General features: G+C 53.2%; 20 protein-coding genes and 1 tRNA gene. 9 read left to right on the top strand and 12 right to left on the bottom strand.

From position 1 onward, the window contains the following. Positions 1–47: 47 nt before the first annotated feature. The 6 genes from PsAD46_RS27400 to PsAD46_RS27425 form a co-directional block, all read right to left on the bottom strand. On the bottom strand, positions 48–1,766 hold the full coding sequence (locus tag PsAD46_RS27400) for an ABC transporter substrate-binding protein (protein ID WP_063308347.1): 1,719 nt from the start codon (positions 1,764–1,766) through the stop codon (positions 48–50). A gap of 74 nt (positions 1,767–1,840) precedes the next feature. Continuing rightward, positions 1,841–2,122, bottom strand: a complete 282-nt coding sequence (locus PsAD46_RS27405; RefSeq protein ID WP_057465479.1) for a DUF2160 family membrane protein — start codon at positions 2,120–2,122, stop codon at positions 1,841–1,843. Between the two features lie 13 nt (positions 2,123–2,135). Continuing rightward, the gene (locus tag PsAD46_RS27410) at positions 2,136–2,888 is read right to left on the bottom strand and encodes a carbohydrate ABC transporter permease (protein WP_244271793.1); all 753 of its coding nucleotides are present in this window, start codon (positions 2,886–2,888) and stop codon (positions 2,136–2,138) included. A 149-nt stretch (positions 2,889–3,037) separates the two neighbouring features. Then, positions 3,038–3,925, bottom strand: a complete 888-nt coding sequence (locus tag PsAD46_RS27415; protein ID WP_063308348.1) for a sugar ABC transporter permease — start codon at positions 3,923–3,925, stop codon at positions 3,038–3,040. Positions 3,926–3,928: 3 nt separating this feature from the next. Beyond that, on the bottom strand, positions 3,929–5,008 hold the full coding sequence (locus PsAD46_RS27420; RefSeq protein WP_057465482.1) for an ABC transporter ATP-binding protein: 1,080 nt from the start codon (positions 5,006–5,008) through the stop codon (positions 3,929–3,931). 10 nt (positions 5,009–5,018) lie between these two features. Beyond that, positions 5,019–6,101, bottom strand: coding sequence for an ABC transporter ATP-binding protein (locus PsAD46_RS27425; protein WP_063308349.1), 1,083 nt, complete (start codon positions 6,099–6,101; stop codon positions 5,019–5,021). A gap of 779 nt (positions 6,102–6,880) precedes the next feature. On the opposite strand from PsAD46_RS27425, the gene PsAD46_RS27430 reads away from it, so the two are divergent. The 3 genes from PsAD46_RS27430 to PsAD46_RS27440 all read left to right on the top strand — a co-directional run bounded on the left by PsAD46_RS27430 (position 6,881) and on the right by PsAD46_RS27440 (position 9,390). Then, entirely contained in the window at positions 6,881–7,645 is a 765-nt protein-coding gene (locus tag PsAD46_RS27430) for a sugar phosphate isomerase/epimerase (protein WP_063308350.1), read from the top strand. A gap of 84 nt (positions 7,646–7,729) precedes the next feature. Then, entirely contained in the window at positions 7,730–8,761 is a 1,032-nt protein-coding gene (locus PsAD46_RS27435) for a hypothetical protein (RefSeq protein ID WP_063308351.1), read from the top strand. A gap of 242 nt (positions 8,762–9,003) precedes the next feature. Then, the gene (locus PsAD46_RS27440) at positions 9,004–9,390 is read left to right on the top strand and encodes a hypothetical protein (RefSeq protein ID WP_063308352.1); all 387 of its coding nucleotides are present in this window, start codon (positions 9,004–9,006) and stop codon (positions 9,388–9,390) included. Between the two features lie 36 nt (positions 9,391–9,426). Here the strand turns inward: PsAD46_RS27440 and PsAD46_RS27445 are convergent, their stop codons facing one another. The 3 genes from PsAD46_RS27445 to PsAD46_RS27455 form a co-directional block, all read right to left on the bottom strand. After that, positions 9,427–9,960 (bottom strand): methylated-DNA--[protein]-cysteine S-methyltransferase, encoded by a 534-nt coding sequence (locus PsAD46_RS27445; RefSeq protein ID WP_063308363.1) that lies wholly within the window; start codon positions 9,958–9,960, stop codon positions 9,427–9,429. A gap of 109 nt (positions 9,961–10,069) precedes the next feature. Next, positions 10,070–10,915 (bottom strand): fumarylacetoacetate hydrolase family protein, encoded by an 846-nt coding sequence (locus tag PsAD46_RS27450; protein ID WP_063308353.1) that lies wholly within the window; start codon positions 10,913–10,915, stop codon positions 10,070–10,072. Positions 10,916–10,930: 15 nt separating this feature from the next. Next, on the bottom strand, positions 10,931–11,668 hold the full coding sequence (locus PsAD46_RS27455) for an SDR family oxidoreductase (protein WP_063291448.1): 738 nt from the start codon (positions 11,666–11,668) through the stop codon (positions 10,931–10,933). A gap of 267 nt (positions 11,669–11,935) precedes the next feature. Between PsAD46_RS27455 and PsAD46_RS27460 the strand changes: the two genes are divergently transcribed. The 4 genes from PsAD46_RS27460 to PsAD46_RS27475 are packed head-to-tail and all read left to right on the top strand — an operon-like array spanning position 11,936 to position 16,147. Beyond that, positions 11,936–12,733: an IclR family transcriptional regulator gene (locus PsAD46_RS27460; RefSeq protein WP_063308354.1), complete on the top strand. Its 798-nt coding sequence runs from the start codon at positions 11,936–11,938 to the stop codon at positions 12,731–12,733. 10 nt (positions 12,734–12,743) lie between these two features. Then, positions 12,744–13,784, top strand: coding sequence for an aldo/keto reductase (locus PsAD46_RS27465; RefSeq protein ID WP_063308355.1), 1,041 nt, complete (start codon positions 12,744–12,746; stop codon positions 13,782–13,784). Next, complete coding sequence (locus PsAD46_RS27470) at positions 13,777–14,622, top strand: amidohydrolase family protein (RefSeq protein ID WP_063308356.1); 846 nt, start codon at positions 13,777–13,779, stop codon at positions 14,620–14,622. The genes PsAD46_RS27465 and PsAD46_RS27470 overlap by 8 nt, the downstream gene beginning before the upstream one ends. 1 nt (position 14,623) lies before the next feature. Next, on the top strand, positions 14,624–16,147 hold the full coding sequence (locus PsAD46_RS27475) for an altronate dehydratase family protein (protein ID WP_063308357.1): 1,524 nt from the start codon (positions 14,624–14,626) through the stop codon (positions 16,145–16,147). Between the two features lie 8 nt (positions 16,148–16,155). Here PsAD46_RS27475 and PsAD46_RS27480 read toward each other — a convergent pair whose 3' ends face one another. After that, a complete protein-coding gene (locus PsAD46_RS27480; RefSeq protein WP_063290513.1) occupies positions 16,156–17,016 on the bottom strand; it encodes an AraC family transcriptional regulator in 861 nt (286 codons plus the stop codon). 117 nt (positions 17,017–17,133) lie between these two features. Here PsAD46_RS27480 and PsAD46_RS27485 point away from each other — a divergent pair, with 117 nt between their 5' ends. Continuing rightward, positions 17,134–18,069 (top strand): phytanoyl-CoA dioxygenase family protein, encoded by a 936-nt coding sequence (locus PsAD46_RS27485; protein WP_063308358.1) that lies wholly within the window; start codon positions 17,134–17,136, stop codon positions 18,067–18,069. A 57-nt stretch (positions 18,070–18,126) separates the two neighbouring features. Here the strand turns inward: PsAD46_RS27485 and PsAD46_RS27490 are convergent, their stop codons facing one another. Continuing rightward, on the bottom strand, positions 18,127–18,510 hold the full coding sequence (locus PsAD46_RS27490; protein ID WP_063308359.1) for a VOC family protein: 384 nt from the start codon (positions 18,508–18,510) through the stop codon (positions 18,127–18,129). Between the two features lie 86 nt (positions 18,511–18,596). Here PsAD46_RS27490 and soxR point away from each other — a divergent pair, with 86 nt between their 5' ends. Continuing rightward, on the top strand, positions 18,597–19,061 hold the full coding sequence (gene soxR, locus PsAD46_RS27495; protein ID WP_063291440.1) for a redox-sensitive transcriptional activator SoxR: 465 nt from the start codon (positions 18,597–18,599) through the stop codon (positions 19,059–19,061). Positions 19,062–19,142: 81 nt separating this feature from the next. On the opposite strand, the gene PsAD46_RS27500 is transcribed toward soxR, so the two are convergent. After that, positions 19,143–19,219: transfer RNA gene (locus tag PsAD46_RS27500), tRNA-Met, on the bottom strand. Between the last annotated feature and the right edge of the window lie 135 nt (positions 19,220–19,354).

Raw genomic sequence — 19,354 nt, forward strand, 5'->3', positions numbered from 1 at the left:
TCGAAAACGAACTCTGTTCGCGATGATGGACACTTTAGAAGCGACGCTTACTTGGAAGCGTCTGCCCAGCTCTTGATCAGCTCGTCGTAGTCAACGGTGATCGGAGTTGGTTTTTCGTTAGCCAGTTTGGCTTTCGGTGCGCCTGGCTGGTTCAGCCAGAAATCACGATCCTTAACTTCGTTGAGCTTAGGACCACACTCGCCCTGAACACCAGCACGCTCAAGACGCTTCAGAACTTTGTCCTGAGCAGCAGCAAGAGCGGTCATAGCTTCCTGAGGAGTTTTCGCGCCTGAGGATGCATCACCAATGTTCTGCCACCACAGCTGAGCCAGCTTTGGATAGTCAGGAACGTTGGTACCGGTTGGAGTCCACTGTACACGAGCTGGGGAACGGTAGAATTCTACCAGACCACCCAGATTAGGTGCACGCTCGGTGAAGGACGCATCACGAACGTCACTGTCACGCACGAAGGTCAGACCAACGTGAGACTTCTTCAAAGAAGTTGTCTTTGCAACGGTGAACTGCGCGTAGAGCCATGCAGCTTTTGCACGATCTTCCGGGGTAGACTTCATGAGAGTCCAGGAACCAGCGTCCTGATAACCCAGCTTCATGCCTTCTTCCCAGTAAGCACCCTTCGGAGAAGGAGCCATACGCCACTTAGGAGTGCCGTCTGCATTCACAACTGGAATACCTTCTTTCACCATGTCTGCGGTGAACGCGGTGTACCAGAAGATCTGCTGAGCAACAGAACCCTGTGCCGGAACCGGACCAGCTTCAGAGAACACCATGCCTGGTGCTTCAGCCGGAGCGTACTTCTTCAGCCACTCGATGTATTTGGTGATGGAATAAACCGCTGCAGGACCATCGGTTGCACCACCGCGCTCAACGGAAGAACCAGCTGGGGAACAACCGTTTACACGAATGCCCCACTCGTCAACTGGCAAACCGTTTGGAATACCCTTGTCGCCAGCACCTGCCATGGAGAGCCATGCATCGGTAAAGCGCCAACCCAGGGATGGATCTTTCTTACCGTAGTCCATGTGGCCATAGACTTTTTCGCCGTTGATTTCTTTCACGTCGTTGGTGAAGAACTCAGCGATGTCCTCATAGGCAGACCAGTTAACCGGAACACCCAGCTCATAGCCGTATTTCGCTTTAAACTGAGCTTTGATGTCTGGGTTTGTGAACCAGTCATAGCGGAACCAGTAAAGGTTCGCGAACTGCTGTGTTGGAAGCTGGTACAACTTGCCATCTGGGCCAGTTGTGAATGAGCGACCGATGAAGTCTTCAACATCCAAAGTTGGCAACGTGACCGCTTTACCAGTACCAGCCATCCAGTCAGTCAGGTTACGAACCTGCTTGTAGCGAGCGTGCGTACCGATCAGGTCGGAATCGTTGACGTAAGCATCATAGATGTTCTCGCCAGACTGCATCTGGGTCTGAAGCTTCTCAACAACATCACCTTCACCGATCAGGTCGTGAGTAACTTTAATGCCGGTGATTTCGGTAAATGCTTTTGCAAGAACCTTCGCTTCGTATTCGTGGGTCGCAATGGTTTCGGAAACCACTTTGATTTCCATACCTTTGAAAGGCTCAGCTGCTTTGATGAACCAGTCCATTTCCTTCATCTGCTCTTCCTGAGAAAGAGTAGAAGGCTGGAATTCGTCGCTCACCCACTTCTTCGCGGCTTCCATGTCTGCAAAAGCAGAGCTGGATGCGCAAATCATGGCTGCAAAGCCAACGGACGCTAAAAGCTGACGTCTCATATATATTCCTCCCGATTATAATTGATTGCACTGAAAGTTCCCCTAAACATCAGTGCGGAGAAAAAAGCTCAATCCTAAACCCAGCGGAACACGCAAAACGCGTATGCCACACAGACCAACAGAGCCCACCAAAGGTTTGCGCTAACAAACCCAAGCCAAAACAGGCAGATAAACGCACTGCCCAGCAGCGAAACAAACAAGCGGTCGCCGCGTGTCGTCTCAAATTTCAAAATCCCATGCCGTGGTGTTCCCCCCGGCACAAACCACTCCCAAACCGCCATGCTGGAGATCAGCAGGCCAATGGTGATGAAGAAAATCGCAGTCGGCGACGTCCAGGCCATCCAAGAAAAATCCATAATCGCCTCCCTGTTAAACGCGACCCAGGGCAAAGCCCTTAGCGATGTAGTTACGTACGAAGTAGATCACCAGCGCACCCGGAATAATTGTCAGAATCCCCGCCGCCGCAAGTACACCCCAATCCATGCCGGAAGCTGAAACCGTACGGGTCATCGTGGCCGCAATCGGTTTAGCCGCAGTGGTCGTCAGCGTGCGGGCAATCAGCAGTTCCACCCAAGAGAACATGAAGCAGAAGAACGCTGCCACACCGATACCGCTTGCAATCAAAGGCATGAAGATCTTGCCGAAGAATTTCGGGAAGGAATAGCCATCGATGTAAGCAGTCTCGTCAATCTCTTTCGGGACACCAGACATAAAGCCTTCCAAAATCCACACAGCCAGCGGCACGTTGAACAGACAGTGCGCCAGAGCCACTGCAAGGTGCGTGTCGATCAGACCGAAGGCGGAATAGAGCTGGAAGAAAGGCAGCGCAAACACCGCTGGCGGAGCCATACGGTTTGTCAGCAGCCAGAAGAACAGATGTTTGTCACCCAGAAACTTATAGCGCGAAAACGCATAGGCCGCTGGCAACGCAACCGCTACGGAGATAACCGTATTGAGCGCCACATAGGTGATGGAGTTGATGTAACCGTTGTACCAGCTTGGGTCCGTGAAGATCACCATGTAGTTGGCGAGCGTCGGCTCATCCGGCCACAAGGTGAACTTGCTCAGAATTTCCTGGTTGGTCTTCAGGCTCATGTTGAAGAGCCAGTAGATCGGCAGCATCAAAAACGTGATGTACAAAGTTGGAACGAGGAAAGCATAGCGGCTTCCGGTTCTCTGTGCCTTTGCGCGGGTCCGGCTGCGTGGAGCCTGTCCACCAGCAGCAACACCACCATCAATGACTGCAGTTCCAGTTGTTGTCGACATGGTGCTTACTCCTCGCCTGCGTAATGTTTCTTCTCAGTCCCAATGTTGTTCATCGCGGTGTAGAACACCCATGAGAACAGCAGGATGATGAGGAAGTAGACGAGTGACATCGCAGCAGCTGGTCCAAGGTCAAACTGACCAATCGCCATCTTTACAAGGTCGATACTCAGGAAGGTCGTGGAGTTACCCGGTCCGCCACCTGTCACAACAAACGGCTCGGTATAAATCATGAAGCTGTCCATGAAGCGCAGCAGAACCGCAATCAGCAGCACACTGTGCATCTTTGGCAGCTGGATGTAGCGGAACACCGCCCAACGGGACGCCCCATCAATACGCGCCGCCTGATAATAAGCCTCGGGAATAGAAACCAGACCCGCATAGCACAGCAGCACAACAAGGCTGGTCCAGTGCCATACATCCATGACAATCACAGTAGCCCATGCAGCAACAGGGTCCTGCGTGTAGTTGTAGTTGATGCCAATAGAGTTGAGGAAGTAACCCAGCAGACCAATGTCCGCACGGCCAAACACTTGCCAGATGGTACCAACCACGTTCCACGGCACCAGCAATGGCAGCGCCATCAACACCAGACAAACCGGAACGCCCCAGCCTTTTTTAGGCATACAAAGCGCAATACCGATACCCAGCGGGATCTCAATTGCAAGAATGGAGAAGGAGAAAATCAGGTTGCGGACCAAGGCATCATGAAAGCGCTCGGAGCTGAGCAGTTCCTGAAACCATTCAATCCCAACCCAGAAAAACTGATTGTTTCCAAAGCTATCCTGAAACGCATAGTTCACAACAGTCATCAATGGAATAACAGCGGTAAAGGCCACCAGCAAAAGAACCGGTAAAACCATGAACCAGGCTTTGTTGTTTACGGTCTTTTCCATGGATCAGGCCCCCTCGCTTACGAGCCAGCTGTCGGCATAAAGGTTCGTCTGTGTTGGGTCGAAGAGAGCTGTCGGACTTTCCGGAATGCTCATGCCTTCGCCAACAATGGCGTTCAGCGCAACACCTTCCATCTCACCACGCAGAATGCGGTAGCGGCCAATGTCTTCAACAGCGTTGACTTTCAACGGCAGACCTTCTCCGGCACCACCGAGTTTCACAAACTCAGGACGGATACCAACTTCGGTTTTCTGGGCAACCTTCTTCGGGTCGAGACCGCATGGCAGCGGCACACTGTGCCCACCAACACGCGCCATGGTTCCATCCACCTCACACGGCAGAATGTTCATGCCCGGAGACCCGATGAAGTAGCCAACAAAGGTGTGCTGAGGTTTGCGGAACAGCTCATCAGGCGTTCCAATCTGCACAACTTCGCCGCCATACATCACCACAACCTTATCCGCGAAGGTCAAAGCCTCGGTCTGGTCGTGGGTCACATAAACCATGGTGAAGCCAAACTGCTTGTGCAGATGCTTCAACTGCGAGCGCAGAACCCACTTCATATGCGGGTCGATCACAGTCAGCGGTTCGTCAAACAGGATCGCGTTGGTGTCAGAACGCACCAGACCACGGCCCAGAGAGATCTTCTGCTTCTCATCCGCCGTCAGGCCCTGCGCCTTGCGCTTTGCCTTGCTTTCCAAATCAATGATCCGCAGGATCTCGTTGACCTTCTGATCAACTTCAGCTGCCGGAACACCGCGGTTGCGAAGCGGAAACGCCAGATTGTCGTACACAGACATGGTGTCGTAAACGACCGGGAACTGGAACACCTGCGCAATGTTACGTGCCTCAGTCGACAGCTCCGTCACCGGCTTGCCATCAAACAACAGCTCACCCTCGGACGGTGTCAGCAAACCGGAGATGATGTTCAAAAGGGTTGTCTTGCCACAACCGGAAGACCCAAGAAGCGCATAAGCACCGCCGTCTTCAAAGGTCAGGTTAACTTCCTTCAAAGCGTAATCGCTTGGGCTTGTTGGGGTCGGCAAATAAGAGTGGCGAATGTGGTCGAGATCAATACGTGCCATGCTCGCCTCCTTAAGCCGGTTCATGCATGAGAGACGCAACAGAGCGGCCCTCATCATCAAAAATCATGAAGTTCTTGGCATCCACAAACACGTCGATCTTGGCATCCACGTCTACGTTATGAATGCCATGTTCCAGCGCCACCCAGCGGTGGTTCAGGCATGTCAGATGAATGTAGCTCTCAGAACCGGTAATCTCGGAGACATCAACAACCGCAGGAAGACAAACAGCATCTTCACTTGGGCGCTGCAGGTAAAGGTGATGTGGCCGGAAACCTGCTTTGTAATGTCCATCAGGAAGACGCTTCTCTTCTTCTGATGCCGGAATAACCGTGCCATTTGATGTACGGAATTCACCACCACTCTTCGTCAGACCCAGCAGGTTCAGCGGCGGATCAGAGAAAGTCTGCGCGGTAACGATGTCCTGAGGATTGCGGTAAACGTCAATGGTATTACCAAACTGCGAAACCTGCCCCTCATGCAAGGTGGCTGTACGCCCGCCCAGCAACAAAGCTTCTGTCGGTTCTGTTGTCGCATAAACAAATACAGCACCGCTTTCAGAGAAGATCTTCGGCAGCTCGTCGCGCAGTTCTTCGCGCAGTTTGTAATCTAGGTTCGCCAATGGCTCATCCATCAGCACCAGATGCGCCCCTTTGACCAGCGCACGTGCAATTGCAGTACGCTGCTGCTGACCACCGGAGAGGTTCAGCGGTGTTCTGTCCAGATAAGGTGTGAGCTTCATCAAGTCCGCAGCTTTGCGCACTTGCTTATCAACATCAGCCCCTTTTACTCCCGCAACGCGCAGCGGGCTGGCGATGTTTTCATAAACCGTGAGAGCCGGGTAGTTGATGAACTGCTGATAGACCATGGCGACGTCGCGCTTGCGCACGGAAACACCGGTCATATCCTGTCCATTTACGAGCACTTGCCCTGCAGTTGGCGTGTCCAGCCCTGCCATCAAACGCATAAGCGTTGTCTTGCCTGACAGTGTTGGTCCCAACAATACGTTCAATGAGCCACTTTCAAGACGCAAAGACACGTCGCGAATATGGTCCATACCGTCAACAGTCTTGCTGACGCCCCTTAATTCAAGCATGTTGCCCTCCCGGAACAGAAAGCGACCCAACTGCTTCCTGCGGTACGCGCTGCTTGCACTGCGGTACCTTCATATTCCTGACTGTAATTCCAAAAAACAACTCGGTGGCCGAGCTGAATCTCTTAGTAAAGGTCCCAGCCTTTTAAAGAACTGCGCCGTTTTGCAACGCTACGCATCTGTCAATTTTTCACGAGCCTCCCCGAACACTTTCAAGTTCTGCTTTCTTACGCAGCTCCGTCCCTACAAAGTGCCATTAGAGATCAAAATTAAACTACGTCCTAACCAACACGTCAATTTTCGTTTACAGTCGATTACGCGCATATTCGCGTAATTTCGAAATATAAGCGAAACCACTTAAGCGTCAATTCGAAAATTGACAAAACGAAACTCTCAGCTGTTATCCATTAGGATGAGAACGCACCCAGTGCGGCAGAAAATGTTGAAGATCTGTCATTCTTGCATCTAACAGTCTGCACCAATAACACGTTGAAAAGACTGCGGTGTTCAGCCAAACTCTGTTTTAGTAAGCTAGCTAATATTTTCGCGGCGAAATAATTCGAACCTAAATTCCCTATTCAGATGTTCTCCACCGGGTGTGATCAATTCATGAAATTCCCTTGCTCAAACATCGATTCTGACAACCGCTTCCGGAGAGGATCCCCTCTCCTCGCCCTCTTTCGCAAGCCCCCTTGCCCTTCAGGTAGATGCAACCCTATTGTCGTGCAGAGCGATAAAACCGGGGCAGCTAGCTTTGGTTGCTCTTGGAGGGGAACTGTATCATGGACTTTTGCCTACAGCTTTACAGCGCACGAAACTTCCAGCCCTGGAAAGAGGTTTTTCAGGAAACAGCCCTCCTCGGCTACACACAGGTAGAAGGTTTTGAGGAGCTCTATCCCACATTGGAAGCCGCTCAGACAGTGCGAGACCTCCTCGATCAGTATGATCTCGACATGCCCTCCGGCCACTTCGACTTCAAGGATCTGGAAGAGAACCTCGACCAGTGCATCAAGATCGCAGTCCTCCTCGGCATGCACACCATCTTCGCTCCTTACCTCACACCAGAACAACGCCCGACAACAAAGAGAGAATGGACCGTCTTCGCCCACCGTTTGGAGCACATGGCCAACACGCTCAAGCATAAGGGCTTCCACTTCGGCTGGCACAACCATGATTTCGAGTTCAAACCACTCCCGGACGGCACCATACCTATGGAACTCATCATCTCAGAAGCTCCCACCGTGGAATGGGAGGTCGATGCCGCATGGATCATCAAAGCAGGTCTGGACCCGCTGGACTGGATCGAAGCGCACGGCACCCGCATCACCGCAGTCCATATCAAAGACATCGCTCCAGATGGCGAAGGCACAGATGAAGATGGCTGGGCAGATGTCGGCTTCGGCACCGTTCCGTGGGGTCATATTCTGACGGCCTTGCAGGAAAAAAGCCGAACCAAAATCTACATTCTCGAACACGATGATCCGAACAATTTTCTCCGCTTCGCTGACCGTTCCTTAACCTCACTTAAAATGCTTGAGGGTGTATAGGTAGTTTGCCATAGACACGCCTTTCCCTTGCATTAAGGCAAGTCGATTGTCTCCACCAAGGAGACGGCATAAGGGAGAGGTAGGATGAACAGACGAGAGTTTCTCGGAGCATCTGCCCTAACAATTTCCAGCGCCTATTACATGGGCATCGTTGCTGGTCCTGTTTTCGCTGAAGGCGAAAAAACAAACTCTGTCAAAAACGCAAAAGTCACGTATTTTGACGCCCGTTCAGGCGCGCGCTCCAGAGACATTGGCTTCGATTCCGATGGCATGGTTTGGTACTGCGGACAGGCAGATGGCACACTCACACGTCTTGATCCTGACAATGGAGAACTCCACCCGGTTTCACTGGGCGAAAATGCAGCCCCACACGGCGTGGTGCTTGGCCCCGATAACGCAATGTGGGTCACCGAAGGCGGACAAAACGCCATCGCCCGCGTTGATCCGGCAACAGACGCCGTCACCCTCATTCCGCTACCTGCCGAGTTTGCAGACGCAAACCTCAACACAGGCATCTTCGACCACGACGGCATCTACTGGTTCACCGGACAAAACGGCGTCTATGGCCGCGTTGACCCCGTCACACAAGAGATCGAAGTCTGGCCAAGCCCTCAAGGCCCCGGCCCTTATGGCATCACCGTCACGCCGCAAGGTGATGTCTGGTACGCGTCCCTCGCCGGCAGCCACATCGCCAACATTGACAGAACCAACGGACGCGCCCGCATCGTGACGCCTCCAACAAAAGAGCAAGGCGCCCGCCGGGTCTGGTCTAACTCAGAAGGCAAGCTCTGGGTCAGTGAATGGCTCTCCGGTCAGGTCAGCGAATACGACCAGAAGGCAGACACATGGCGCGCATGGCGTCTCCCCGGCAATGATCCACTGCCCTACTCGGTCTATGTCGATGAGAACGATAAGGTCTGGCTCACAGATTTCGATGCCGACGCCATCGTCCATTTTGATCCGGATACAGAAGAGTTCACCAGCTTCCCAAGCAACAAAGCAGACGCCGACGTTCGCCAGATGGCAGGACGTAAAGGCGAAGCATGGGGCGGAGAATCTGGAACAGACAGGATCGTGCGCATTCAGTTTGATGAAACCGAAACAACACCATCCTGAGTACAACAGGATCAGCAAAAAAGAGGGCGCTCAATCGGGCGCCCTTTTCCATTTAAAACCTGCAAATTTTAAGCAAAAAAAGGTGATTTGAGAAAAAAATCTGCACTGATAAAAACCAGCGATCAGGAAGCACATCTAAGCCTGCCTGGCCCAATCGGCACCTTTACTGAATGGCAAACTCATTCCTGACTGGCAGGTAAACAGCTGACCATCGCCCCAATTTATCTCTGGAAAGAAACAATATGAAGAAAGTGATTTTAGGCCTTGCTATTGCCGCATGCGCAACGCCTGTACTGGCTGATGAAGTGACTTTGAACAACACTCAAATTACTGAGTTATTGACCGGCTCAACCATCAAAGGCATCCACTTTGCTGCTGAAACACGCCAGTACTTCTCCGAGTCTGGCCTCACCCTCTGGATCAAAGAAGGCGACGCAAAACCATCCGAAGCGCGCTACAAGATCGAGAACAATCAGTATTGCTCCAGCTGGACCGGTCTTTGGAGCAAAGAAGAATATGGCTGCTTCAACATCACCCATGATAAAGAGCAGGGCATCTACTACTTCATCAACGAAGATTTCCGCGCGCCATTTATCCTGAACAACAAGTTCCAGCTTACATTTGATTGATCTGCTTTGCGCTCCGGTTCTAAAGCGGGTTCCGTTTTAGAACTGGAATGCCATCTGGTCTTTGCTCGCACCGGCTCCGTGCGGAATACCCTCGTGATCCAGCAACCAGACTTTTGTATCCAGCCCGCCACCGAATCCAACCAGAGCACCATTCGCCCCAATCACCCGATGGCATGGAATAACAATCGGCAATGGGTTCGCATTGTTCGCCAGCCCCACAGCACGGCTCGCACCCGGATTGCCTAGCGCTTTCGCAACATCGCCATAACTGCGCGTTTCCCCAAACGGGATTGCAGCCAATTGCTCCCAAACGCTCTTCTGAAAATCAGTACCAATCAGCTTCCAGTTCAAAGAGAACTCTTTAAGCTCCGCTGCAAAGTAAGCCTCAAGCTGCGCAATCAAGTCCGCATAAGGCGTGGCATCTTCCACCCAGCCGTCTTCAACAAACCGCCTGCGTGCACTTTCAGGAAAATGAAGAAACTCCAGCCCACCAGCTTCTCCACCAATCAGCAAAGACCCAACCGGGCTTTCATAACTGCAATATGTGATTGGCTCTGAAACGCTGGTCATGAAAGTTTTCTCCCCCTGAAAACGCATAAAAAAACTCTCCACCACGATCAGCAGCGGAGAGTTCTTTAAAGCTTAGTGAAGGCGTCAGAGCTTAGCAAGCTCACGCTCCTCAATCAGCAGCGTAAGTAACCTGTTTTTGAACGCCAAGACCTTCAATGCCCAGCTCCATCTTGTCGCCCGGCTTCAGGTAGGTCTCTGGCTTCTGCCCCATGCCAACACCCGGAGGCGTGCCAGTGGAGATCACATCACCAGGCTGCAAGCTCATGAACTGAGACAGATGCGAAATCACCTTCGCCACATCAAACACCATGGTTTTGGTAGAACCGTTCTGATAGCGATGGCCGTTCACTTCCAGATACATGGAAAGGTTCTGCGGGTCTTCAACTTCATCACGGGTCACAAGCCACGGACCAATTGGACCAAAGGTGTCAGCAGACTTACCCTTCACCCACTGGCCACTGCGGTGCAGCTGGAAATCACGCTCAGACAGATCATTGACCACGCAATATCCGGCCACATGATCCAGCGCGCCCTTTTCGCTCACATACTTGGTGTGTTTACCAATCACCACACCCAGTTCCACTTCCCAGTCTGTTTTCACAGACCCGCGCGGAATTTCGATGTCATCGTTCGGGCCACAAATAGCTGAGGTCGCCTTGAAGAAGGTCACAGGCTCTTTTGGCACTTCCATGCCCGCTTCAGCAGCATGGTCGGAATAGTTAAGGCCAATACAGATGAACTTGCCCACATTGCCGACACAGGCACCAATGCGCGGATTACCTTCCACCACTGGCAGGCTGGTCAGGTCCAGCGCCGCAATTTTTGCAAGACCGTCCGCGCTGAGCGTATCTCCAGCAATGTCACCAACCACACCAGAAAGGTCACGAATGTTGCCATCCGCATCCAGAACACCCGGTTTTTCAGCGTTCAGCTCACCATATCTAAGAAGCTTCATATCCTACCCATTTTCTTATACTGACCAACCGCCATCAATGGCGTGCGTCTGACCTGTTGTAAACGCGCTATCATCACTACCAAGGTAAACGGCCAGCGCAGCAATCTCTTCTGGCTTGCCAATGCGTCCCATAGGTTGACGCGCAATAAAATCTTTCATCGCTTGTTCGTAATTGCCTGTGGCCTTCAGCCGGTCATGCAGGGACGGACTGTCGACCGTTCCCGGACAAATCGCATTACAGCGAACACCTTTGGTCACAAAATCCGCTGCAATTGCCTTGGTCAGGCCAATCACTGCTGCTTTGGAGGAGCAATAAACAAACCGGTTTGGCACACCCTTCAACGACGACGCCACAGACGACATGTTGATGATGGAACCACCACCATTTTCCAGCATGCCAGGAATCGCTGCACGGCAAAGGCGGTACATCGCCTTCACATTCAGATTGAAAGAGAAGTCCCACGCATCTTCATCACAGTCGAGAATCGTACCGTTGTGTACGAAGCCCGCACAGTTGAACAGAATGTCCAACGGCCCTGTAACTTCCAGAGTGTCACGCACATCATCTGCATTGGTCACATCCAGCCTCAGGCCGGTCACACCCTCAATCGCATTCAACTCTGTAAGCGCAGCTTCGTTAATGTCTGTTGCAAAAACCTTCGCCCCTTCAGCAGCATAGGCTTCTACCGTAGAACGGCCAATTCCCTGCCCTGCAGCGGTGATAAGGGCTGTCTTGCCAGTCAATCGTCCCATGTGTCCTCCCCCGGACAGAATCTCTCAAAATATAGGCTCGGCCAAACGGACCTGAAACTCGGATTATTAGAGAGGAAGCACCGCTTATCGTCAAAACAAAAGGCAAGTGACCCGTTGGCCCTCTCCCAAAGACCGCAGAAATCCGTCAGTTCACCAAATCACATAATGGCATAACTTAAATATAAAAACTTCTTTCAAATGTAAATTAGAAATTGACAAGGTCGAATTTTGCGTCAAAAAATATGCTCACATCAAACAGAGCTGATCATGGCAGACACACAGACATCGCAAGACAAAGCTGAAAAATACCGCGCTCCTGCTTTGGAGAAGGGACTAGATATTCTGGAACTGCTGTCCCAGTACGCATCCGGCCTGTCTCAGGCAGAGATCGCAAAAGCACTCGACCGGTCCCCCAATGAGATCTACCGCATGCTCACCACACTGGTGCGCCGCGAGTATGTATCGCGCTCCATAGAGGGCGACCGCTTTCAGCTCAGCCTGAAAATGTATTCCATGTCGCATCGCCACCCACCCGTCACGCGGTTGTTGGAAGCGGCGGTGCCCATGATGCGCAAAACGGCCAAGGACGTTCACCAGTCCAGCCACATCGGTATGGAGCATCAGGGAGAAATCGTTGTTGTCGCCAGCGTGGAAGCGCCGGGCAACTGGAGCTTCGTCCTCAAAACCGGCTCGGTCATCGGCCTCTGGAACACAGGCACCGGACGGGCAATCGCTGCCTTCCAGAAGCCGGAGATCCGAGAGCTCATGTACAACCAGCATGAGCGCGCACTCGGAGAACCGGAGATGAGCCTCGATGAATTCCGTGCCATTCTGGATGAAGTACAGGAACAAGGTTTCGTACGCATGCCATCTGCCAGCACAGTCGGCGTTACAAATCTGGCCTTCTCAATTCTGGGACCAGATGGAAACGCAGTCGCTGCACTCAGCTGTCCATTCATGGAGCGCATTGACGATTTCAAAGCACCGGGAATTGAAGACGTTCAACAAGCCTACGCTCAGGTAGCGAAGGACATCACCAGCATTTACGGCACAGTGCCAACATAAGGAAATTGCTATGGGCTTGGGAGGGAAGCTGGCTCATCGACAATTGGGGGGAACAGATCTGCAACTGCCGACATTGGGAATCGGCGGCGCAGCATTTGGTGGGCTGTTTGCAACAGCTCCTCGCAAAGAGTCTATGAGCACATTGGATCGCGCCAAAGAGGTTGGTCTCACCTACATTGACACCGCCCCTTACTATGGTTTTGGCCGCTCCGAACGTGTCATTGGAGATGCCGTGCGCAAGCACGACTACATCCTCTCCACCAAGGTTGGCCGCTTGCTGAAACCGGGCATGGCAGACAACCCGGCCCAGTTCGGCTGGCCAGACCCACTGCCCTTCCATCCGGCCTATGATTACTCCTATGACGGCATCATGCGCTCCTACGAGGCCAGTCTGCACCGCACCGGTCTCGACCGACTTGATATCCTATTGGTGCATGATATCGGCACAGCAACCCATGGCCCGGAAGAAAACCGCCGCCATATGAAAGACCTGCAAGGCGGCATCAGGGCCCTTCAGGAGCTCAAGTCCTCAGGTGCTATTTCAGCAATGGGCCTTGGCGTGAACGAGACCGCCATTTGCATGGAGCTGATGCAGCAAGCCCACTGGGACGCCTTCCTCCTCGCAGGCCGTTACACCCTGCTGGAGCAGGCCCCTCTCAAGGATTTGCTGCCAGCCTGCACAAAGGCTCAAACCTCCATCATTCTCGGCGGCCCGTTTAACTCAGGTATCCTCGTTGGCGGCAACACCTGGAACTACGGAAGCGCACCGCCTGAAATTCTGGCCCATGTGACGGCACTGAAAGAATGCTGTCAGGAGTTTTCGGTTGATCTGGCAGCTGCTGCCCTGCACTTCCCACTCGCACACCCAGCAATCGCCAGCGTTATTCCCGGAATGCGCAATCGCAGCGAGTTGGAAGACATCCTCAAATGGATCGCTGCCGACATTCCCGACGCCTTCTGGGCACGACTGAAAGAACGAGACCTTCTTCCCGCAGAAGCCCCCGTCCCTTCTGGCAATCTCTTCTTCGAACAAGAGGTGAAGCATGCTTAGGATCGATGCCCACCACCATTTCTGGAAGCTTTCCCGCGGCGATTACAGCTGGCTCACGCCAGAGCTGAACGTCCTGTACCGCGACTTCCTCACCAGTGACATCCAACCCCTGCTGACCCAAGCCAAGATGGACGGAACCATCCTCGTTCAGGCAGCAGACACAGTCGAAGAAACCCACTTCATGCTGGAGCTGGCCGCAGCACACGACTGGATCCTCGGCGTTGTTGGCTGGGTAGACATGGAAGCAGCGAACGCGCCAGAAGTCATCAGTGAACTCTCCCAAAACCCAAAGCTCGTCGGCATTCGTCCGATGATACAGGACATTGAAGACGACGAGTGGATGCTGCAGGACAATCTGCGCCCCGCCATTCAGGCTCTCATCGACAACAACCTGACACTCGACCTGCTGGTCCAGCCCCGGCACCTGCCGCACCTTAAAACCTTCCTCAGCCGCTACCCGGACCTGCGCGCAGTCATCGACCATGGCGCCAAACCGGATATCCGCAACAAGGCCATCGAGACGTGGTCCCAACACGTCGGCGACATCGCACGCACCTCCAACGTCTGCTGCAAACTCTCAGGTCTCCTGACTGAGGCCTCCGAGAACGCAGAGATCGAAGACATCGCGCCCTATGCCTTTCACATTCTGAAATGCTTTGGACCGGAGCGCGTCATGTTCGGCAGCGACTGGCCTGTCCTTCTCCTCGCAAATACCTATCAAAACTGGGTGGATATGGTGGAGCAGCTCACCGCTGACCTGCCACAGGCAGACTGGGAGGCCATCTTTGGTGGCACCGCTGCAAAGTTCTATCTCACCAAAACAATGGAAACTCTCTGAAATGTCGGCACCCATTCCAGCCAGCGTCAAACTTCAGCCAGCGGACAACGTCATCATCGCCACAAGAGCTTTGCAGCCGGGTGATCAGGCAGGCAATCTTCAGGTCCTCGACAATATCTCCGCAGGTCACAAAATCGCCGAACACGACATCAAGCAGGGACAAGCGCTGATCAAGTTCGGCCAGACCATCGGCTTCGCAACAACGGACATTCAGGCAGGCGCCCATGTGCATTCGCACAACATGGAGTTTTCCGATCCCGGCGTGCACCACAGCTTCTGCAAGGACTACAAACCAACGCAATACGCCGAGCACCCGGAAGAGCGTACCTTCCTCGGTTATCACCGCGAAGATGGCAGTGTCGGCACCCGCAACTACATCGCAGTCCTCACCAGCGTAAACTGCTCCGCCACCGCAGCTCACCGCATCGCAGATGCTTTCAGCGATGAAGACCTGTTGCAGTTTGAGAATGTAGACGGTGTCGCCTCCTTCGCTCACGGCACAGGCTGCGGCATGGCAGGCGACAATGAGGGCTTTGCCAACCTGCAACGCGTCCTCTGGGGCTACGTCAAAAACCCAAATGTCGGCGGCGTTCTGCTGGTCGGCCTGGGTTGCGAAGTCAACCAGATCGACTTCCTGCTGGATGCCTACGGCTTGAAGCAGTCACCAACATTTCAGTTCATGAACATTCAGGGTATGGGCGGCCTGCGCAAAACCATCGAAGCTGGCATAGAAAAAGTCAAAGCCATGCTGCCAGAGGCCAACAAAGCCTCTCGTCAGCCAGCGCCACTCTCCAAACTCATGGTCGGCCTGCAATGCGGCGGCTCTGATGGCTGGTCCGGGGTCACAGCCAACCCAGCTCTTGGCTACGCCACCGACCTGCTCGTCAAATACGGCGGCACCTCGGTCCTTTCAGAAACCTCAGAGATCTACGGCGCAGAACACCTGCTCACCAGCCGCGCCGCCAACCAGAAGATCGCTGAGAAACTCGTGGAACGCGTCCGCTGGTGGGAGGACTACACCGCCCGTAACAACGGCACCATGGACAACAACCCCTCACCGGGCAACAAACGCGGCGGCCTGACAACTATCCTCGAAAAGTCGCTCGGCGCAGTCGCCAAAGGTGGCACCACTGCTCTGGAAGGCGTCTACAAATACGGCGAGCCGATTGAAACCAAAGGCTTCGTCTTCATGGACAGTCCCGGCTACGATCCTGCCTCCGTCACTGGCCAGATCGCTAGCGGCTGCAACCTGATCGTCTTCACCACAGGCCGCGGCTCCGCATTCGGCAGCAAGCCATCCCCCACAATCAAGGTCGCCAGCAACACACCACTCTTTGAGCATATGCCAGAAGACATGGACTTCAACGCAGGCTCCATCATCTCCGATGGCAGATCCGTCGAAGAAGTTGGCACGGAGCTTTTCGAGCTGATGATCAAGGTCGCCTCAGGCGAGCACAGCAAGTCAGAGGCGCAAGGACTGGGCGACTATGAGTTCGTCCCATGGCAGATCGGCGCAGTGATGTAGCGGGATTACTACTCTCTGAACCTAGTCCGGTATTCGCGCGGGGTCATACCTTTCACCGCGCGAAACTGCCTGTTAAAGTTGGCCAGCGCCGAATACCCCACATTATGAGCAATCATCGAAATCGGCGCATCCCCACCAGAAAGCTGCGCACACGCATCCCCAATCCGAATGCGCTTCAGGTACTCTGAGATCGTCTGTCCCGTATGCCGCTGAAACAGCCGGTGCACTCCGGAGACACTCAGCGCCGCCGTCTCGGCTAGTTCTTCCAGCGTCAACACACGCGCATACTCGGAGTGAATGAGCGTCAACACCCTGTCGATGCGCTCATTGCCACCATCCGCACTGGAAAGCACAACCGGATCATGCGCCAGCTGCATCGCATATTCATCCTCTGAGAGTTCCGACAAAACCCTGAGAACGATAAACAAGCGCTCCAGCGGGTCTTCCTCAAAGAAACTCTCGATCTTGGGCACCACACGCCGCCGCGCAGCATCACTGAAGCTTAGTCCCGCCAGTGCCCGCTGAAACAGCTTCTTAACACCAGCCAGTTCTGACATCTCGCTGGTAATTCGCTCAATCCACTCCGGCTCAAACCAGATAACCAATGCCTGATGCGGTTCACTCTCGTCAGGCCGATTGTTAGACGCCCACGTATGCGGAAGATTAGGTCCAAGCAGCACAAGGTCTGAGTGCCCGTAGTCTCCTACATGATCACCCACATAGCGTTGCCCTTCAGAGTTCAACGTCAAGGTCAGCTCATATTCAGGATGGTGATGCCAGGAGAACGGAATGCCGTCATGAAGACGCCGGTTCATCACCTTGAATGAACCGTCTTCAGACTCCGGCACTTTCTCCAGATATGACCGCATTTCACCCTCTGAACCAATAAGACGCCAGAATAGTACCAGTATCCGCTAGTTTAGAACAACTCTCACATACCAGAGTGAATAAACTCACAAGTTCATTGAAGGATCTGGGAGGACCAAATGGACGCTGAACTGCTTGCAGACAATCACTGGGGCTCAACCGCAACCGACACCCAGTTGAAGGACATCAAGAAGACCCTACCGCTGCGCGTCTTATCAGAAGAAGACTGGCAGCACTGGATCAACCGCGGCTATGTCATTGTACGTCAGGCCGTCCCGCAGGAAAATGTAAAAAGGCTGGTCGATCTACTTTGGGAGTTTGACGAAAAAGATCCCACTGATCCGTCAACTTGGTACACACCACAACGCCGCGCTCACAAAATGCAAGAGCTGAACAACGCGGGTATGCTGGAAGTCTATAATCACCAGCACCTGTGGGACAACCGTATGCAACAACGCGTCTACGATGCTTTCGTAGACATCTGGGACCGGGAGGACCTCTGGGTCAGCATCGACCGCGCAAACCTCAATCCGCCCAAGAAAAACCGCGACGGCAAACCCGGGTTCATCCATTGGGACGTAGACACATCCCTGCGCCCTCAACCAATCAGCGTTCAGGGCGTTCTTTCATTAATCAAACAGGATGAAGAAACCGGCGGCTTTCAATGTATCCCGAAGCTCTTTGAAGAATTCGATGAATGGGTCAAGACCCAACCAGAAGACCGCGACCCCAAACACCCGGACTACTCTGGCTTTGAGATCGAGAATATTGAAATGGAGCCGGGCGACCTGATGATTTTCAACGCCCTCCTCGCCCATGGCATCCGCCCCAACAACTCAAAAGACAAAGTGCGCATCGCTCAATACATCTCCATGTTCCCATCTGAGCAGGCCAATGAAGGTCTCAGACAAGACCGCATCCATCAATGGCGCAACAGGGAGCCACCACAAAGGGCGTCCTTCCCCGGCGACCCTCGAGACTGGGAAAAGAAAAACGCCAAAACGGCAGAACTGACCGATCTCGGCAAGAAACTTCTGGGACTGGACCTCTGGTAAAACAAAAAAAGCGTTTCCTCATAATGGGGAAACGCTCTTGCACCGTAACTTATTGAATTATGCGTAGCTGACGATCTCAAACTCAATGCCATCATCATCATCAAAGTAGAAGCGTCGACCCGGCTCATAGTCAGCGTGGTTTCGGGTCTTGTATCCGCCCGCCAAAACTTTCTTCTCAACCGCATCTAAATCATCAACCACTACGCCAACGTGGTTCAGGCTGCCATGAGTGACGTAGTTGTCTTCTTGAGTGGCATTGGTGTTTCCAAGGGAATAAACCGCGATATAGCTCTCGTCCGATCCAACATGAACGGTTGTTCCACCTGCCCGGGCAGCCCCCTGCCAACGCACATTCCAGCCAAACCAATCTGAAAGACGGCCCGCGGTCGCAACTGGGTCAGAAACGGTGATGTTGACGTGCTCTAAAAAACTCTTTGTCATCGCAATAGCCTTTCTTTTGACTTCTGATGACACCCTGTTTAGGAGTTCAAGTTAAGTTTAAGTCAAGCACTATTTTTGAGAATATTATGCAGCACTCAGATGTGATGACAATCGGTGAACTAGCTGACCGTACCGGCCTCACCACTTCCGCTATTCGTTTCTACGAGACCAAGGGAATTGTTACCGCCAGCCGCAACTCTGGTGGTCAGCGCCGTTTTATGCGTGCAGACATCCGCCGCTTATCATTTGCGTTAGTCGCGCAGGAGTTTGGCTTCACCATCAAAGAGATTTCAGATCAACTCGGGACACTTCCCCCGGGCCGTGCTCCGAACAAAGCTGAGTGGCAACGCTTGAGCCAGCAGTTCAAAGTTCATCTGAATGAGCGTATCGCCCGCATGGAGCGTTTGAGATCGCAGTTGGAAGGCTGTATGGGATGCGGCTGCCTATCTCTGGACAAATGCGAGCTCTACAACGCCGGAGACGCCGCCTCCAGCTACGGCCGCGGCCCCCGCTTCATCTACGGCGACAAGTCATTTAAAGATGAAGGCTAGGGTGCGGTAACCGGAGTTGTCGTGTTTCAAAATTTAGACAACAAAAAACCCGTCATCGAAATGATAACGGGTTTGTATCTTTGGTTGCGGGGGTAGGATTTGAACCTACGACCTTCAGGTTATGAGCCTGACGAGCTACCGGGCTGCTCCACCCCGCGGTAAATAGTGTTTGTTCTGTTTTATTTTGTAGAGATTTGTCGGTGTGTATTATTCATGCCCGGCGGCGCCCTACTCTCCCGCGTCTTAAGACGAAGTACCATTGGCGCAGGGGCGTTTCACTTCCGAGTTCCCTC

It is taken from the genome of Pseudovibrio sp. Ad46, from assembly GCF_001623065.1.
In the GTDB taxonomy this organism is placed as follows: domain Bacteria; phylum Pseudomonadota; class Alphaproteobacteria; order Rhizobiales; family Stappiaceae; genus Pseudovibrio.